Source organism: Nocardia africana NBRC 100379, assembly GCF_001612635.1.
In the GTDB taxonomy this organism is placed as follows: Bacteria; Actinomycetota; Actinomycetes; order Mycobacteriales; family Mycobacteriaceae; genus Nocardia; species Nocardia africana.
In genome coordinates this window covers 227,744-245,392 of sequence record NZ_BDAV01000005.1, presented here as the reverse complement: position 1 = coordinate 245,392, position 17,649 = coordinate 227,744, and the positions used below count along the sequence as shown (strand labels likewise).

Genomic DNA, 17,649 nt, shown 5'->3' with positions numbered 1-17,649 from the left:
ACGCGGCCGGGCGCGTGGGACTACTCCGGGTACTGCGCCCCGCAACGGGTCGGCGCAGCGTCGTCGGTGCCCTTACATAAACTGATGGACATGACTGCACCCACGGTGGACTTGATGGACTATGCCGACGTCATCGACCGGTACGAGCCGGTGCTGGGCATGGAGGTGCACGTCGAACTGGGCACCGAAACCAAGATGTTCTGCGGGTGCCCGACGGCCTTCGGCGCCGAGCCGAACACCCAGGTCTGCCCGGTCTGTCTCGGCCTGCCGGGTTCGCTGCCGGTGGTCAACCAGCAGGCCGTGGAGTCGGCGATCCGCATCGGCCTGGCGCTGAACTGCTCGATCACTCCGTGGGGCCGCTTCGCGCGCAAGAACTACTTCTACCCGGATCAGCCGAAGAACTACCAGATCAGCCAGTACGACGAGCCGATCGCCACCGACGGCTACCTCGATGTGGTGCTCGACGACGGCTCCACCTTCCGGGTCGACATCGAACGCGCCCACATGGAGGAGGACACCGGGAAGTCCCTGCACGTGGGCGGCGCCACCGGCCGCATCCACGGCGCGAGCCATTCGCTGCTGGACTACAACCGGGCCGGCGTGCCGCTGATCGAAATCGTCACCAAGCCGATCACCGGTGCCGGTGAACGCGCCCCCGAGGTGGCCCGCGCCTACGTCACCGCCCTGCGCGATCTGCTGAAGGCACTCGACGTCTCCGATGTGAAGATGGAGCAGGGTTCGCTGCGCTGCGACGCCAACGTGTCGCTGATGGCCAAGGGCGCCAAGGAATTCGGCACCCGCACCGAGACCAAGAACGTGAACTCGCTGCGCAGCGTCGAGGTCGCGGTGCGCTACGAGATGCGCCGCCAAGGCGCGGTGCTCAGCTCCGGCGGCACCGTGATCCAGGAGACCCGCCACTTCCACGAGGGCGACGGTTCCACCTCCCCGGGCCGGGTCAAGGAAACCGCCGAGGACTACCGCTACTTCCCGGAACCGGACCTCGAGCCGATCGCGCCCGACGCCGACTGGGTCGAGAAGCTGCGCGGCACCATCCCCGAATACCCGTGGCTGCGCCGCGCCCGCATCCAGGCCGAATGGGGTCTGTCCGACGAGGTGTTCCGCGATCTGATCAACGCCGGTGCGCTCGATCTGATCATCGCCACCGTCGACGCCGGCACCACGGTCGACGCCGCCCGCGCCTGGTGGGTCAACTACCTCACCGAGCAGGCCAAGGAGCGCGAGGTCGCGCTGGAGGATCTGCCGATCACGCCGAAGCAGGTCGCCGAGGTGGTCGCGCTGGTCGACGCCAAGACCATCAACTCCAAGGTGGCGCGCCAGGTCGTCGATTTCGTGCTGGCCGGTGAGGGCGATCCGGGGCAGATCGTCGAGGCCAAGGGGCTGGGCATGGTGTCCGACGACTCCGCCCTGCAGACCGAGGTCGACAAGGCCCTGGCCGCCAACCCGGACATCGCCGACAAGATCCGTTCCGGCAAGGTCCAGGCCGCCGGCAAGATCGTCGGCGATGTCATGAAGGCCACCCGAGGCCAGGCCGACGCCGCCCGCGTCCGTGAACTGGTGCTCGCCGCCTGCGGCGCGGCCTGAGTACTCGTACCTCGAGGCCCGGCCCACCGCGGCCGGGCCGGGAAGACCCTGCTGACTAGTCCGGTCCACCGCCGGCACCGCCCTTCGGCGGCGGGATCCGTACGATGCGGTCGTCCAACGGCCCCGCGGCGGCGGGTTTGTTGACCGTCCCCACCCAGACGTTGCCGTCGGCGCCCAGCGCGGCGCCACCGAGCGAACCGTATTTGTCCTGCGCGACCATCGTCGGGGCGGTGGTCACCGCGTGGGTGGTGGGATCGGCGTTGGCGAAGGCCAGCGCCTTGGCGCCCTGCATCGAGACCGCCACGCCGTCCACGGCGGCCGCGCAGCCACCCGCACCCGGCTTGTCCGGCCACGTCCACGCCGTGGCGACGGCGCCGTCGGGTCCGAGGCGCTGCAGCCGGTCCTCGGTGGCGGTGCGGTCGGTGAACCAGATGGTGTCCTTGTGGTCGGGGCACACCCCGCCGGCGGTGCCGATACCCGATGCCAGCACCTTCGGATTCGCGTTGCCCGGCGCCGGATCGTCGATCTCGAGCAGCTTGCCGGCCAGGGACCCGGGGTCGTTCGCCGCGCCCGGATTGCCGGCGTCGCCGGTCAGCACCGCCAGCTTGGTCGGTGAGACGAAGGCGAGCGAGCCGTGGTTTCCGTTGGCGCCCTTGGGGATTCCGGTGAGAATCGGTTTCGGATCGCCGCCCGCGCCGATGCGCACGACGCGATTGTCCGAGGCGGTGGTGATGTAGGCGTAGACCAGGCCGTCCTCGCCGTAACTCGGTGAGAGCGCGACATCGCTGAGCCCGCCGTCGCCGGCCGCGTCGACATCGACCCGGTTGACCTCGAGCGGCTGCGGCGGCGCCTGGCTCGGATCGACGGCGGTGACCTTCAGAAGGCGCCCGGTGGTGCGTTCGGTGACCAGTGCCTGCTGCCCGTCCGGCAGGACCGTCAGCCCGCCGGTGGTGTCCAGGCACGACACCACGACCGCGGGATCGGGATCGATACAGGGCCCGGTCGGGCGTTGCCCGGTCGGCGGCGGAGTTTTCGGTTCGCTGGTCGGGCCCTGCCCCTCGGGTTCGATGGTGGGTGCGGGAGTGAACGGTTTGGACGCGGAATCGTCGAAGCGAGCACAGCCGACCACCAGGCCCGCGGTGACGGCGAGGATCGACGCGACACGGCCGACGACAACCACACTCATTGCCCAAACGTTACGGAAATACCGCCGCGCGCGCTCGCAGGGGTCCGGACCACACCGCGCGGCCCACCGCGGCGACTGCGGTTCGTGCTGGCGGGGCGCGCCGCAGGACCGGCGGGCCGCGGCTGACACGCCGGGACCAGACCACGCGCCCGCTCGTTTGGCGTCATACTCTGTGCCCGTGACGGACAAGCCGAATCAAACACCGGAATCGAATCAGCCGTCGGGGCGGCCGTCGGGCTCCGGACCGACGGCAGGCAGCCCCTACGACAATCCGACCGGCGAATTTCCCTCGGTGAAACCCGCGGTGGGCAAGGATGTTCCGCGCACCGACGACGATCTCGGCCTGGACCCGGACGTACCGGCCGCGGGTGCCGAGCACACCGGCGCCACGAAGATGACGCAGGAGCCCACCGGCGCCGCCGCCGGCGCTACCGCCGCGAGCGCAGCGCACCCCGGCGCTGCCCGGGGCACCGAACATCCCGGCACGGAACATCCCGGCGCCGAGCCCGCAGGCGCCGAAGCACCCACCTACGCCTTCGCCACGATCCCGCCCGCGCGGGCCAACGGCGACACCGAGCGACTCCGTCGCCCACGCGAATATCGGCGCGGCACACTGGATCTGGGTCTGCTGGGCCTGCGCCTGACCGTCGGCCTCACCTTCCTCTACCACGGCCTGCAGAAGCTGGCGGGCTGGTTCCACGGGCCCGGTCTGGACGGCACCCGGCACATGCTCGAACAGGGCGGCTGGAAACACATCGAACTGTCCACCGCGATGCTCACCGTCTCCGAGGTCGGCGGCGGCGCGCTGATCATCCTCGGCCTGGCCACCCCGCTCGCGGCCGGCGCCGTCCTGGCCTCGATCTCGACCGCGTGGCTGTGGAAGCAGGGTATGGCTCCCGACTTCCAGTACCGCCCGGTCGAGTTGGAGTCGATCCTCGCCGGCGCGGCGGCCTCGCTGATCCTCACCGGCCCCGGCCGCCTGTCGTTCGACCGCAACCGCGGCTGGGCCGTCCGCCCCTCCTGGGGTTCGTTCGTCTGCCTGATCCTGGCGCTCGCGGCCGCGGCCGCCGGCTGGATCTTCCTGCACGGCGGCAACCCGTTCGTGGGGATCTTCTAGAGTCGTTCCCGTGTCGAATTCCGTTGAGCCGTCGAGTCACCGAGCGATCGAACGCCTGATCGCCGACTACGCCCTGCTGGTCGACCAGGGCGACTTCGGCGGCGTCGGCGCTCTGTTCGCTGCAGGCAGCTTCGGCGGCAGCGGCGCACGGATCGAGGGCAGCGGCGCGGTGGAGAAGATGCTGTCCGCCACCGTGATCCGCTACGACGACGGCACTCCCCGCACGAAACACCTGGTCACCAACCTGGTCATCGAGGTCGACGAGGACCGGGACACCGCCACGGCCCGATCGTATTTCACCGTCCTGCAAGCCACCCCCGACCTACCGCTGCAACCCATCGTTAGCGGCCGCTACGCCGACCGCTTCCACCGCACCGACGGCACCTGGGCCTTCGCCGAACGCGCGGTCACCATGGACCTCATCGGCGACGTCAGCCACCACCTGCGCAAGTAGGTAGCCGCGACGCCGGGCCACAACCTGGTGAACACGGCGCTTCCCACTGGGGAGCGCCGTGTTCCCAACTGCCGCAGATCCGGCGGACCCCGCCCGGACGAGCTCCGGCGCGCAACGACCGCTCAGGAACGAATGAATGCGAGCAGGTCGGCGTTGATGGTCGCGGCTTCGGTCGTCGGCATACCGTGCGGGAAGCCCGGATAGGTCTTCAGGGTGCTGTTGGGCAACAGTTCGGCCGAGCGGATGCCGGTGTTCTCGATCGGGACCACCTGGTCATCCTCCCCGTGCATGACGAGAGTGGGGATGGTGATCTTCGTGAGCTCATCGGTGAAGTCGGTCTGGGAGAATGCGACGACACCGTCGTAGTGGGCTTTGGCGCCGCCGGCCATGCCTTGGCGCCACCAGTTGGCGATCACTCCTTCGGAGGGCTGTGCGCCGGGCCGGTTGTAGCCGTAGAACGGTCCTTCGGCGAACGTGCGAAAGAAGTCCGACCGGCGGGTGGCGACCTGTTCCTGGATGTCGTCGAAGACCGACTTGTCCAATCCGCCCGGATTGTCGGCGGTCTTCACCATGATCGGCGGCACCGCACTGATCAGAACGGCTTTGGCCGCCCGATCCTGTCCGTGGCGGGTCAGGTAACGCACGACCTCACCACCGCCGGTGGAATGACCGATATGAACCGCGTTCGTCAGATCGAGATGAGTGACGACGGCGGCCAGGTCATCGGCATAGTGGTCCATATCGTGCCCGTCGGCGACCTGAGCGGAACGGCCGTGTCCACGCCGGTCGTGAGCGACCACCCGGAAACCGTGGGACACGAAGAACATCAGTTGTGCGTCCCAGTCATCCGAGGACAGCGCCAGCCGTGGCTGAAGACGATGGGCTGTCCGCTGCCCCAGTCCTTGTAGAAGATGTCGACGCCGTCCGACGTGGTAATGAAAGGCATGGGGGACTCCTCGTGATCGGATTCTCGGTTGCTGCCCGCGGGCGTCGACCGGAACCGGTTGGGGCGACGACGCTTCCGAACGGTCGGCGCCCCGTAAATGGTGCTCGATTCGGGCATGGTGCGCCCCGCTGTGCGCGCCACGAATCCCCCTTTTTCCGCCATCCCGGTTCGCGGTCGCCGGATCGTGGGCGATCACTTCCTCGGGGAGGCGGCACAGCCTACGGCACGCGGCGGACTGCGCCCTTGTCGGCGGAGGTCGCCAGCGCCGCGTAGGCCCGCAGCGCGGTGGTGATCGGCCGATCGCGCTGGACCGGCTGCCACGGCCGCTCCCGCGCCTCCATCTTGGCGCGGCGCTCGGCGAGCACCTCGTCGTCGACCAGCAGCTCCAGCGCGCGGGTGTGCACGTCGATGCGGATGCGGTCGCCGTTCACGATCAGGCCGATGGCGCCGCCGCTGGCCGCCTCGGGGGAGATGTGCCCGATGGACAGGCCGGAGGTGCCGCCGGAGAAGCGGCCGTCGGTGATCAGCGCGCACACCTTGCCCAGGCCGAGGCCCTTGAGGAACGAGGTGGGATGCAGCATCTCCTGCATGCCGGGGCCGCCGGCGGGGCCCTCGTACCGGATCACGACGACGTCGCCGGGGGTGATCTTCTTGCCGAGGATCGCCGAGACCGCGTCTTCCTGGGATTCCAGCACCACGGCCGGTCCCTCGAAGGTGAACAGGTCCTCGTCGATACCGGCGGTCTTCAGGATGGCGCCGTCGAGGGCGATATTGCCCCGCAGCACGCACAGCCCGCCCTCGACGGTGTAGGCGTGTGCGATATCGCGAATGCAGCCGCCCTCGGCATCGGTGTCCAGCGAGGACCAGCGGTTCTCGGTGGAGAACGGCACGGTGGTCCGGACCCCGCCCGGTGCGGCGTGGAACAGTTCGATCGCTTCGTCGGAGGCCTTGCCGGAGCGGATGTCCCAGGTGTCGAGCCACTCGTCGAGGGTGGCGGTGTGGACGGTGGTCACGTCGGTTTCCAGCAGTCCGCCGCGGCGCAGCTCGCCGAGGATGGCGGGGATGCCACCGGCGCGGTGCACATCCTCCATGTGGTAGTCGGAGTTGGGCGAGACCTTCGACAGGCAGGGCACCCGGCGCGAGATCTCGTCGATGGTGGCGAGGTCGAAATCGATGTCGCCTTCCTGCGCGGCCGCCAGGGTGTGCAGCACCGTGTTGGTGGAACCGCCCATCGCGACGTCGAGGGCCATCGCGTTGCGGAAGGCCTTGGCGTTGGCGACGTTTCGCGGCAGGACCGAATCGTCGTCCTCGCGGTACCAGCGGTTGGCGATCTCGACGACGGTGCTGCCGGCCCGCTCGAACAGCGCCCGCCGCGCCGCGTGGGTGGCGAGGGTGGAGCCGTTGCCGGGCAGCGCGAGGCCCAGTGCCTCGGTGAGGCAGTTCATCGAGTTCGCGGTGAACATGCCGGAACAGGAACCGCAGGTCGGGCAGGCGCTGCGCTCGACTTCGCTCAGCCCTTCGTCGCTGACCTCGGTGGAGGCGCTGGCGGCGATCGCGGTGATCAGATCGGTGGGCGCCTGGGCCACACCGCCGACGACCACGGCCTTACCGGCCTCCATCGGACCGCCGGAGACGAACACGGTCGGGATGTTGAGCCGCATGGCGGCGTTCAGCATGCCGGGAGTGATCTTGTCGCAGTTGGAGATACACACCAGCGCGTCGGCGGTGTGCGCGTTGACCATGTATTCGACCGAGTCCGCGATGATTTCGCGGCTGGGCAGCGAATAGAGCATGCCGCCGTGACCCATCGCGATGCCGTCGTCGACGGCGATGGTGTGGAATTCGCGCGGCACGCCACCGGCGGCGCGCACCGCGTCGGCGACGATCTCGCCGACATCCTTCAGATGCACGTGGCCGGGCACGAATTGGGTGTAGGAGTTCGCGATCGCGACGATCGGCTTACCGAAATCGGAGTCGGTCAGGCCGGTGGCCCGCCAGAGTGCGCGTGCGCCTGCGGCATTGCGTCCGGCGGTGGTGGTGCGTGAGCGAAGCGGTGGCATGAATTCGGTCCTCGGTGGTCGGCGCGGTGGCCGGAGCGGCTCTACTCGGGCAGGGCTCTGCTCGTCGGTGCTCATCGTCCGGTGGGTCGCCGGGGCCGGGGGCTGGTCGGCCGCCGTGCGGAGCGTCTCTTCGGCGAGTGGTGTCGTCGGCAGAGGTGTCTGTTCGCAAGAGCAGAGTGTCTGTTCGGCGCTTCAACGTTACTCCCGCCACCGGAGCGGGCTCACCGGAGGCGGGTGGTCGTGCGGCCGCGGGGTGGCGCGGCAGCACGACGCACGTCGAGCCGGTCCGAGCGGCCGTCACCGGGTGGGGCCTCGACCACGGACCCGCACCGCGACGCGATGATCGCGGCGACTCGCCCCGAGTGGGGACGTAGTCAGGGCAGCATCGCGAACGCGCGAATTTGTTCCCGGCGTTCGGCGTTGGCGGGAGAGTGTGAAACATCCCACTGCTTCGCCGCCGGGCGGGCGGCGACGACTTGCCGAAGCGGCGGAGCGGAACGAGATCCCGCTCAGTCGTCCGTGGAGGTATCCGGCTTCTCGGCAACGTCGGCCGAGGAGCTGTCCGCTGCGCCGGATTCCGCGCTCCGGGCTTCGATGCCGTCCTTTTCGTCGTTCTTGTCGTCAGTGCCCGCCGCGCTCTTCTCCGGCCGTGCGAACGGATCCGGAATCCGCCCGTCCGATGCCGCGACCAGATCCTTCAACCGGTCGTAGCTCACCGCCGGCAGGGCCACCTCGGAACCGTCGCTCAGATGCGCGCGCACCCAGCCGCGCTTGGGGATCCGCAGTCCTTGGATCTGAGACCAGTCGATATGCCGGGAGCCGAAGGTCGTGCGCAGATCCAGTCCGCCGGCCGAGACCGTGGTGCGGGAGCGCTCGACCCACCACGCGGCCGCGATGGGAATGAGGAACAGGATCCACAGCACCGCCGGCCAGCCGAAGAACGGGAACGCCACGCAGAACAGCAGAATGAACACCCCGAGATGCCCGAGCCGGGGGATACGGATCACCCGCCCCGTATCGGTTCCGCCTTCGGCGGTGTGGGACGATTGAGCTGGTGGCACGGACTGCTGCGGCGATGACACACCCCCATCCTCGCATCATGGTGAAGCGACACTCGAACCGCCCCGTCTCACATAATGAGACACCGCACGTCAAGTAATTTGACTCATCGGCTCTCGCGCGCATACCGTCGAGCGCGTGAATCGAAACGAGCTTCTCGTAATCGGCCGGCGCGTCCAGCGCTGAGCCTGACGACTCGAGGTCGACTACGTCAAGCTCGCAACTGCGACGCGCCACCCTCGCTCAGCCATCGGCTGACGGGGGCTTTTTTGTGTTCGGACAAGTTGTGTTCACGGCTTCGATGTTCGCGCGAGCGCCGCGTGACAGCGAAGCGGTGAACGACAAGCAGTAAGGAAAAAGACGGTGAGCGCACCAACTGCCCGGCCCGGGCCCTCGGCCCGCAGGCCAGCGCCCTCGGCCTCCCAGCCGACCCCCGCGGCTGCCGCCGCGACCGGAAACCGCCGCCAGGTCCCGCCCGAGAAGGTGACCGGCGCCCAGTCCGTCGTCCGCTCCCTCGAGGAGCTCGGCGTCGACACGGTATTCGGCATTCCGGGTGGTGCGATTCTTCCCGTCTACGACCCGCTCTTCGACTCCACCCGCGTGCGCCACGTCCTGGTCCGGCACGAGCAGGGCGCCGGCCATGCGGCGACCGGTTACGCCCAGGCCACCGGCAAGGTCGGTGTGTGTATGGCCACATCCGGTCCGGGCGCGACCAACCTGGTCACCCCGATCGCGGACGCGCAGATGGATTCGGTGCCGCTGGTGGCGATCACCGGACAGGTCGGCCGCGGCCTGATCGGTACCGACGCCTTCCAGGAAGCCGACATCTCCGGCATCACCATGGCGTGCACGAAGCACAACTTCCTGGTCAACGACGCCATCGACATCCCGCGCATCATCGCCGAGGCGTTCCATCTGGCCTCCTCCGGCCGTCCGGGCGCGGTGCTGGTCGACATCCCGAAGGATGTGCTGCAGGCGCAGACCACCTTCAGCTGGCCGCCGGAGATGCGGCTGCCCGGCTACCGTCCGGTGACCAAGCCGCACGGTAAGCAGGTGCGCGAGGCGGCCCGGATGATCGCCGAGGCCAAGGCTCCCGTGCTCTATGTCGGTGGCGGCGTGATCAAGGCCGATGCCTCGCCGGAGCTGCTGGAGTTGGCCGAGCTGACCGGCATCCCGGTGGTCACCACCCTGATGGCGCGCGGCGCGTTCCCCGACAGCCACACCCTCAACATGGGTATGCCCGGTATGCACGGCACCGTGGGAGCCGTTGCGGCCCTGCAGAAGTCGGACCTGCTGATCACCCTGGGCGCCCGCTTCGACGACCGCGTCACCGGCCAGCTCGATTCCTTCGCCCCGCACGCGAAGGTGATCCACGCCGATATCGATCCCGCCGAGATCGGTAAGAACCGCCACGCCGACGTGCCGATCGTGGGTGACTGCCGCGAGGTCATCACGGAACTGATCGAGACCCTCAAGTCCGATCCGGCCTTCACCAACGCCGAGGCTCCGCTGCTGGACCTGGAGTCCTGGTGGACCTACCTCGACGGTGTGCGCAAGCAGTACCCGCTCGGTTACGGTCCGACCTCCGACGGCTCGCTGTCGCCGGAGTACGTCATCGAGACCCTGGGCCGCCTGGCCGGACCCGACGCCATCTACGTGGCCGGTGTCGGTCAGCACCAGATGTGGGCCGCGCAGTTCGTCAAGTACGAGAAGCCGCGCACCTGGCTGAACTCCGGTGGCCTGGGCACCATGGGCTACGCCGTGCCCGCGGCGATGGGCGCCAAGATGGGCGCGCCGGACAAAGAGGTGTGGGCGGTCGACGGTGACGGCTGCTTCCAGATGACCAATCAGGAGCTCGCGACCTGTGCCGTCGAGGGCGTGCCGATCAAGGTCGCGCTGATCAACAACGGCAACCTGGGCATGGTCCGGCAGTGGCAGACGCTGTTCTACGAGCAGCGCTACTCCAACACCGACCTGGGCACCCACACCCTGCGCATCCCCGATTTCGTGAAGCTCGCCGAAGCGCTGGGCTGCCACGGCATCCGGGTGGAGAAGGAAGAGGACGTCGAGGCCGCCATCCGCGAGGCGCAGTCGATCAACGACCGTCCCGTGGTCATCGACTTCATCGTCGGCAAGGACGCGCAGGTGTGGCCGATGGTCGCCGCCGGCACCTCCAACGACGAGATCATGGCCGCCCGCGGCATCCGCCCGCTGTTCGACGAGGACGAGCAGGCCGCCGAGCCGGCCGTCATCCATGAGGCCATGTCCCACGACAAGGCGACCCTGTCGGCGCACGAACGGGCCTCGCAGAAGGAGACCAACCTGTGAGCACGACCCATACCCTCAGCGTGCTGGTGGAGGACAAACCCGGCGTGCTGGCCCGGGTGGCGAGTCTGTTCTCCCGGCGTGGATTCAACATCGAATCCCTGGCCGTGGGCGGCACCGAAGTTCCGGACATCTCGCGGATGACCATCGTCGTCACCGTGGAGGATCTGCCGCTGGAACAGGTGACCAAGCAGCTGAACAAGCTGGTGAACGTCATCAAGATCGTGGAGCAGGACGCCGACGCCTCGGTGGCCCGCGAGCTGATCCTGGTGAAGGTGCGCGCCGACGCCAGCGTGCGCACCCAGGTGATCGAATCGGCCAACCTGTTCCGGGCTAAGGTCATCGACGTGTCGCCCGACGCGCTGACCATCGAGGCGACCGGCACCCGGTCCAAGCTCGAGGCGCTGCTGCGGATGCTGGAACCGTACGGCATCCGTGAGATCGTGCAGTCCGGCGTGGTGGCCGTCGGCCGCGGGCCGAAGTCCATCACCGCGACCCGCTAACACTTATTCAGAAGAATCAACGAAGGGACACAACCACCGTGGCAGTCGAGATGTTCTACGACGACGACGCCGATCTGTCGATCATCCAGGGCCGCAAGGTCGCCGTGATCGGCTACGGCTCCCAGGGCCACGCACACTCGCTGAGCCTGCGTGACTCCGGCGTCGAGGTGCGCATCGGCCTCAAGGAAGGCTCCAAGTCGCGGGCCAAGGCCGAAGAGGCCGGCCTGACCGTCGGCACCCCGGCCGAGGTCTCGGAGTGGGCGGACGTCATCATGCTGCTCGCCCCCGACACCGCGCAGGCCAAGATCTTCACCGAGGACATCGAGCCGAACCTGAAGGACGGCGACGCTCTGTTCTTCGGCCACGGCCTGAACATCCACTTCGGCCTGATCAAGGCTCCGGCCAACGTCACCATCGGCATGGTCGCCCCGAAGGGTCCCGGCCACCTGGTGCGCCGCCAGTTCGTCGACGGCAAGGGTGTTCCGGCCCTGATCGCCATCGACCAGGACCCGAAGGGTGAGGGCCAGGCCCTGGCGCTGTCCTACGCCAAGGGCATCGGCGGCACCCGCGCCGGCGTCATCAAGACCACCTTCAAGGAGGAGACCGAGACCGACCTGTTCGGTGAGCAGGCCGTCCTCTGCGGTGGTACCGAAGAGCTGGTCAAGACCGGTTTCGAGGTTATGGTCGAGGCCGGCTACGCGCCGGAGATGGCCTACTTCGAGGTGCTGCACGAACTGAAGCTGATCGTCGACCTGATGTACGAGGGCGGCATCGCGCGGATGAACTACTCGGTCTCCGACACCGCCGAGTTCGGTGGCTACCTGTCGGGCCCGCGGGTCATCGACGCCGACACCAAGGAGCGCATGAAGGCGATCCTGAAGGACATCCAGGACGGCACCTTCGTCAAGCGCCTGGTCGCCAACGTCGAGGGCGGCAACAAGGAGCTCGAGAGCCTGCGCAAGCAGAACGCCGAGCACCCGATCGAGGTCACCGGCAAGAAGCTGCGCGACCTGATGAGCTGGGTCGACCGGCCGATCACCGAAACCGCGTAAGGTTTCACGCTGCAGAACGACCCGCCGGGCACAATCGTGTCCGGCGGGTCGTCGCGTCTGTGCGGTGCTCTGCGGCGGTCGCTGCGCCCGTTCAACGCTCGGTCTGGGCGTCGACGGTCGCGAAGGCCGCCCACAAGACCGGTGAATCCGCCACAGCACCCGTCTCACGCCAGGCAGCGAGCCGCCCCCGTTGCCACTTCGCCAGGGCGGCAACGGGATCGGCCCTTTCGTGCGCCTCGTCGACCGCGCAGATGACATCCTGCAGCGGCGTCGCGTCGGTGGTGCCGGCGAACCGCTGGAATGCCAGATCGGTGGGTAGCGGCCAGCGAGTGGCCGTGACCAGTTCGGCCCCGCCGTGGATCATCGCCGCCACCAACCCCAGCGCTTCGGTGAAGCGCAGATCGCCCCCGCTTTCGCAGGCGATGAGCGCGACCCGGCTCGGGATCGGCCAGAGTTGCGGTCCGGCAACCGGTTCGGGCTCCAACGTATGAGTGCCCAGCAGCAGATCCTTGGCCGACAGCGGGCGATGGGTGCGCAGCGGCCGGGCGAAACCGGTGGTGTCGGCGGCGCAGGTGAGGTGCAGTTCGGCGTTCTCGCTCAGACCGGATTCCGGACGTTCGGCGGTGACGTGGCCGACGTAGACCAGCCGGGAGGCACCGTCCCGCAGCAGTGCGCCCAAACGGCCGCGGTCGAGATCGGTGCGCCGGAAGGCCTGCAGCGGGTCGTCGATCAGCGGCCGAAAACGCTGTCGCGCAACGTATTCGGCTACCAGCTCGGCGAGTGGGGAGCTGGAACGCATCCGTCCGAGCACCGAACCGAGTTCGGAATCGGCCCGGAACCCGGGCACCCGCGGATCGAGCACCGCGACCACGGGCAGCGCACGGTCGCCGGCCCACCTGCGCGCGGTGCGGCCGGGCGCGTGGACGATGCTCGCCGGTGCGAGCAGGCTGAGATCCGCGATATCGATCAGCCGTAGATTCGGATCGGGGGCGATGATCTCCCACGGCACCTGCGCGACCCGTGGCGATGGCTGCAGCCGGATATGCGGGCGGACACCGCGCACGAGCAGGTCGTGCAGTTGGATCGCGAGCGCCTGTGGGAGCAGTGCGCGGCTGAGTGCCTGGGCCAGTGTGTATTCCGATTCGCGGTCGGCGAAAGGGCCGGTGGTGAGGGCCTGTTCGAGTCCGCCGGGACGGGCGGGATCGGGCAGCGCCGCCGCGAGCCGGCGCACCGCGGCGTCGATGTCCGCGCCGGGCAGCAGAGCCACGCCCGGGCTCGCGGTATCCGCGACCCAGCGCCAGGACATGTACAGATCGCCGGCATCGGCCATCCGCACGCTCACCGTCGGTTGTGCGCCGGGTGCCTCGTCGGTCATACCGCCAGTACCCGATCGTCCCGGACGGTCCGGCCGTAGCGTTGTTCGGCCGCGGTGATGTAGGTGTCCAAGGCGATGTGGCCGTCCGGCGCGACCGCCAGCCGTGGCGGTGGGGAGACGGGCAGCCCGGCCGCGGCGGCGACCTGGGCCAGCGCCGAGCCCAGCTGCAGGGAACCGGCGTCGGGATCGTCATCCCCGGGCATCGGTATCGGGTCGAACGGAAGCCGGGGCGGACCGTCCGCAGAGGCGGTGTCGCCGACGAAAGAAGTTCCGGCGCAGACGGTTTCGATGAGATCAGCGATCAGTCCGCCGTTGCCGCACAGGTAGGCGAAGCGGAATGCCAGTCGCAGGGCGGGAGCGGCGATCTCACGGTTCCACTGTTCCCGCTGGGTCCCGTTGGTGAAGCTGTAGCGCACCGCGTCGATGGCGAGGGCGGAGGTGACGGCCAGATCGCGAGCCAGGGCGAGTACCTCCGTGGGCGGCGGTGTGACCATGTCGTCGATCACCGACTCCCACAGCGCCGCATGCCAATAGTCGACCCGCGCGCACTGCAGGCCGAGACCGCGCGCCGCATAGATCGCGTAGGCGGCCGCGAGCTGCGCTTGTCCGTCGCCGACCCGGCCGTGCGCGAAATCCACTGTCGCCATTCGGATTCGCACTCCGGCGGATTCGAGCGCGGCACCGGATTGCTCGAAAGAGGTCAGCGCCCGGTGATACAGCTGTGCGACGCGGTCGAGGTCGCCGTGCCGTTCGGCGAGATATCCCATCAGTTGCAGCCCCAGTCCCGCGCGGTAGCCGAGACCGGCCTGCTCGAAATATTGCTGGCTGGCAGCAAGATACGGCTCGGCGTCGTCGGGGCGGCCCAGCCGGGCATACATCATCGCGAGCGTCTGCCGGGATTCGGCCGTGCCGTTCGCGTCGTCCGCTGCTTCGAATGCGGTCAGGGCCTGGTGGGCGAAGTCGAGCCCGAGCTCACCACGCCCCGACTCGAAGTGGGCGGCCGCTAGATTGGCGAGCGGGTGGCCGCGCAACGGCGGCGCGAATCGCGTGGTGAACTCCAGTGATTCGGTAGCCAGCTCGATGGCCCGCGCCCACTGGCTGCGATGCATCGCAACGGCGGTCAGCGAGATCAGGCACGAGACCCGCAACGTCGACAACTCGCTGTGGCCGGTGAGAAGGTCGCGCGCCTGCTCGAGCGCCGTCTGTGCGGCGTCGAGATCGCCTACGTGCTGCAGTGCCTGTGAATAGTTGACGAGTGTGGATGCGCGCTTTTCCGTTGCATCGTCAGGTATTTCGGCGATCGCGGCGCGGAATCCGGCGATGGCGCCGGCGTGGTCGCCGAGTTCGTCGCGCATACTCGCCGCATTGACCAGAGCGCTGACCCGAACGCCGCCGGTGGTGGTGTGTGTGGCGTGCTCGAATATCCGCAGTGCTTCGGTGACGTCGCCGCGAGCGTGTGCCGCGGCGCCCTCGTGCAGCAGTTCGAGGCCGGGAGGAACAGCGTCGGCCATCAGAAGTCCGTATCCGATGCGGCGGCGGCGCGCTCTGCCTCGAGTAGTGGCATGGACGGCTGTGGCGATCGCAATCGGTCGATCACGAATTCCCGGATCCGCTGCCGTAGCCTCGGCCCGTAAATGTTCTCCGATGCCGAGGTCTCGTCGGGGGCGGGCCCGACCCCGGGCACGTAAAGATCCACGCGCACAATATTTTCGGCGTCGACCAGCTCCTCGCCGACCCACGTATCGCCGGTGAGCCGCAGCGCGACATCCGTTGCCACGGAGTCTGTTACGACCCGAGCTCGAGGCCGCAGATGCACGGGCAGACCGGCATCGAGGTGCGGAGCCGCCGTCGCGCGCACCTCGACCGATGTACTGCCGGATTCCCTCGCCAGCAGCCACGAGATGGCGAATTCCGAGGCATCCAGCACGCCCGGGGGACACCGGCGCCAATCCCAGCCCGAGGTGCCCGTGGCCAGGGCCAATCCGGTGTGCCCGGGGCCGGCGGCACCGGCCGCCAACGCGTAGTCCTGCCGGCGCGCCGCAATCGCCTCGGACGGCGGACCCATCGGCGACGGTTGTGCGTCGGCACCGTCGACGATCGATTCGCAGGCTTCGGTGAGAGCCGCGATATCCCGGCCGAGCACTTCGGAATCGAGCGCGGGAATGCCGTCTATGGTGGAGGCGGGCCACCAGTGCGCGGCCCAGTACGCATAGCCGAGTTGCCGTGCGGCATAGGCCAATTCGGGACGAGCCGCTGTCGCCGTCAGCTCTCCGGATCGCCCGTCGGCGACGGCGAGTGCCACCGGTTCGCCGTACACGGCCCACAGCCACTCCTGCGTGGCGTCCGGATCGTGCAGCACCGCCGCCGGAACTGCCTGACCGGACAGCAAACCCCACGACAGATGACCGCCGATCACCTCGAGAACCAGCGTGTCCAGTCCGGGCGTGCCGTCGTGGACGGTAGGAGTATCGGCAGGCGAGACGATGACCACCTCGTCGTCGCGGTGCAGGAATACGGCCTCGGGCATCATCCGGCCCTCGATTCCAGCGAATCGGTCATCGCCGCACAGGAATTGGCGGTCAGCGCCTTCCGCACCCGCATCCGGTGATCGAGGATGACCGAGCGTGCGACCCCGTCGAGCAGATCCCACAACTCGGGTGTTTCCGGTGGTATCTGCGATATGGACGCGCCTCGGACATCGCGGCCGTGCAGACGAACCCACAGTCGCCGTAGATAGGAACGCCAGGGACGGCGAAGCTCGGCCGCGATCATGGCCAGCGGATCGGACGAGTTCCCGGTGTCGTGCACGGCGAGGCGGCGTGCCTGCAGCACATAGGCCTCGCGCCGCCACCTCGCGTTGATCACCCGATGCGCGGCGGTGCCGCCCCGTCTGACGGAAATGTCCTCACGCGCAGAATCGTCCGGATCCCGGACGCGGCCGCTCGAGGTCACCGGTTCGCTCGCGGGCGACCCATCGGTTCCGGTGACGGGGGCGAGGCCCCGTGCCAGTTCTACCCCCGCCGCCGCTGTCACCCGAAGTGATTCGTCGAGCAACGCCCACGGTGCGCAACTCCGGGCGATCTCCTCGACCACCAATTCCGGGATCGTGGGCAGATCCGAGCGCTCGGTGGAGGCCTGCAACACCGTGAAGACACGTTCGTAGATGGTGCGGTCGAACGGCAGTGCCAGTGTCGCGGTCGATGCCCCGGCGCCGAGCGCGGGGGCGACCGGCAGTCCGTGCACGGTCAGTCCCAGCTCCGATGCGGAAACTCCGGAAGCGTTGTACCACAGCGCAATTCCCGAATGTGTCCCGGCCCGTTCCGTGATCAGGGCGCGCAGTTCCCGTGCGGTGTCCTCGGCTCGGTCGGTGGCGCACGAATCGAGGAGTGCGGCGAGGGCGGTGGTGTGGTCGGCGCCCGCGGGCGCGTATCGCGGTCGCCGGCGCCACGCGGTGTCGATCAGCGCCGCGAGTTCGCCGATCGCGGACCGATCGGTGAGATGATCCTTCAACGCCTGTGTGGTCCGCCCCGCCGCGAGGTGATGGATGTCGTGCAATGCCGCTGTGGCAGTGGGCCTGTCACGCACCGGATCCGGTGCCCCCGACACCGTCGCGAGTTCGAAACAGCGCTGGAAATACAGGTCCTGCGGATTGCCGTCGGTGATGCGCAGTGCCCGTCGAACCTGTTTGAGGAGCGTGAACCAGGCCGCGGTCGCGCGCAGCACATCGGCGGCGGCATGGACGCGGGCCGCGAGCAGGGTGGCGCCGTCCGCGGTGAGCATCGGCCCGGCGCAGGCGGGGTACTGAACCGGCCGGATCACCAGTGGGTCGAGGATCAGCTTGACGGTGCGGCGCAGCGGCCCGCCCTGGGCGCCGCTGAGCGCCTCGACGCCGTCGATACCGCGCCACACCTCGTCGAGCACCATGGCGCGCGGTCGTCGCATTCGGTCAGAGTAGCCCACCGCCGCCACC

The 17,649-nt window shown here is 68.7% G+C and carries 13 protein-coding genes and 1 pseudogene; 6 read left to right on the top strand and 8 right to left on the bottom strand.

Going from position 1 to position 17,649, the window contains the following annotated elements:
• The first annotated feature begins 84 nt into the window (after positions 1-84).
• Positions 85-1,602: an Asp-tRNA(Asn)/Glu-tRNA(Gln) amidotransferase subunit GatB gene (gene gatB / locus NA3_RS06325; RefSeq protein WP_372464180.1), complete on the top strand. Its 1,518-nt coding sequence runs from the start codon at positions 85-87 to the stop codon at positions 1,600-1,602.
• Positions 1,603-1,657: 55 nt separating this feature from the next.
• Here the strand turns inward: gatB and NA3_RS06320 are convergent, their stop codons facing one another.
• A complete protein-coding gene (locus tag NA3_RS06320) occupies positions 1,658-2,788 on the bottom strand; it encodes a PQQ-dependent sugar dehydrogenase (RefSeq protein WP_062962585.1) in 1,131 nt (376 codons plus the stop codon).
• 178 nt (positions 2,789-2,966) lie between these two features.
• On the opposite strand from NA3_RS06320, the gene NA3_RS06315 reads away from it, so the two are divergent.
• Both NA3_RS06315 and NA3_RS06310 read left to right on the top strand, forming a co-directional pair.
• Positions 2,967-3,905 (top strand): DoxX family protein, encoded by a 939-nt coding sequence (locus NA3_RS06315; protein ID WP_062962584.1) that lies wholly within the window; start codon positions 2,967-2,969, stop codon positions 3,903-3,905.
• Between the two features lie 10 nt (positions 3,906-3,915).
• Entirely contained in the window at positions 3,916-4,359 is a 444-nt protein-coding gene (locus NA3_RS06310) for a nuclear transport factor 2 family protein (protein WP_062962583.1), read from the top strand.
• A 122-nt stretch (positions 4,360-4,481) separates the two neighbouring features.
• On the opposite strand, the pseudogene NA3_RS06305 reads toward NA3_RS06310, so the two are convergent.
• The 3 genes and pseudogenes from NA3_RS06305 to NA3_RS06295 form a co-directional block, all read right to left on the bottom strand.
• Positions 4,482-5,305: pseudogene (locus NA3_RS06305) on the bottom strand (alpha/beta fold hydrolase).
• Positions 5,306-5,523: 218 nt separating this feature from the next.
• Positions 5,524-7,365 carry a dihydroxy-acid dehydratase gene (ilvD, locus tag NA3_RS06300; protein ID WP_062962582.1) on the bottom strand — a complete coding sequence of 614 codons (1,842 nt, stop codon included), beginning with the start codon at positions 7,363-7,365 and terminating at the stop codon, positions 5,524-5,526.
• A gap of 509 nt (positions 7,366-7,874) precedes the next feature.
• A complete protein-coding gene (locus NA3_RS06295; protein ID WP_227995002.1) occupies positions 7,875-8,447 on the bottom strand; it encodes a PH domain-containing protein in 573 nt (190 codons plus the stop codon).
• 340 nt (positions 8,448-8,787) lie between these two features.
• Between NA3_RS06295 and NA3_RS06290 the strand changes: the two genes are divergently transcribed.
• Genes NA3_RS06290 through ilvC form a run of 3 tightly spaced genes read left to right on the top strand, consistent with a single transcriptional unit; the run spans position 8,788 to position 12,304 of the window.
• Entirely contained in the window at positions 8,788-10,752 is a 1,965-nt protein-coding gene (locus NA3_RS06290) for an acetolactate synthase large subunit (RefSeq protein ID WP_062962580.1), read from the top strand.
• Positions 10,749-11,252 carry an acetolactate synthase small subunit gene (gene ilvN, locus NA3_RS06285; RefSeq protein WP_040720620.1) on the top strand — a complete coding sequence of 168 codons (504 nt, stop codon included), beginning with the start codon at positions 10,749-10,751 and terminating at the stop codon, positions 11,250-11,252. Before NA3_RS06290 ends, ilvN begins: the two co-directional genes overlap by 4 nt.
• A gap of 50 nt (positions 11,253-11,302) precedes the next feature.
• Positions 11,303-12,304, top strand: a complete 1,002-nt coding sequence (gene ilvC / locus NA3_RS06280; protein ID WP_174372318.1) for a ketol-acid reductoisomerase — start codon at positions 11,303-11,305, stop codon at positions 12,302-12,304.
• A 91-nt stretch (positions 12,305-12,395) separates the two neighbouring features.
• Here the strand turns inward: ilvC and NA3_RS06275 are convergent, their stop codons facing one another.
• From NA3_RS06275 to NA3_RS06260, 4 genes are read right to left on the bottom strand one after another with little or no spacing between them, the layout of a single operon-like run.
• Positions 12,396-13,679, bottom strand: coding sequence for a CHAT domain-containing protein (locus tag NA3_RS06275; protein WP_062962579.1), 1,284 nt, complete (start codon positions 13,677-13,679; stop codon positions 12,396-12,398).
• The gene (locus NA3_RS06270; RefSeq protein WP_062962578.1) at positions 13,676-15,190 is read right to left on the bottom strand and encodes a tetratricopeptide repeat protein; all 1,515 of its coding nucleotides are present in this window, start codon (positions 15,188-15,190) and stop codon (positions 13,676-13,678) included. Before NA3_RS06270 ends, NA3_RS06275 begins: the two co-directional genes overlap by 4 nt.
• Positions 15,190-16,209: a hypothetical protein gene (locus tag NA3_RS06265; protein WP_062962577.1), complete on the bottom strand. Its 1,020-nt coding sequence runs from the start codon at positions 16,207-16,209 to the stop codon at positions 15,190-15,192. Before NA3_RS06265 ends, NA3_RS06270 begins: the two co-directional genes overlap by 1 nt.
• A complete protein-coding gene (locus NA3_RS06260) occupies positions 16,206-17,603 on the bottom strand; it encodes a hypothetical protein (RefSeq protein WP_062962576.1) in 1,398 nt (465 codons plus the stop codon). Before NA3_RS06260 ends, NA3_RS06265 begins: the two co-directional genes overlap by 4 nt.
• Between the last annotated feature and the right edge of the window lie 46 nt (positions 17,604-17,649).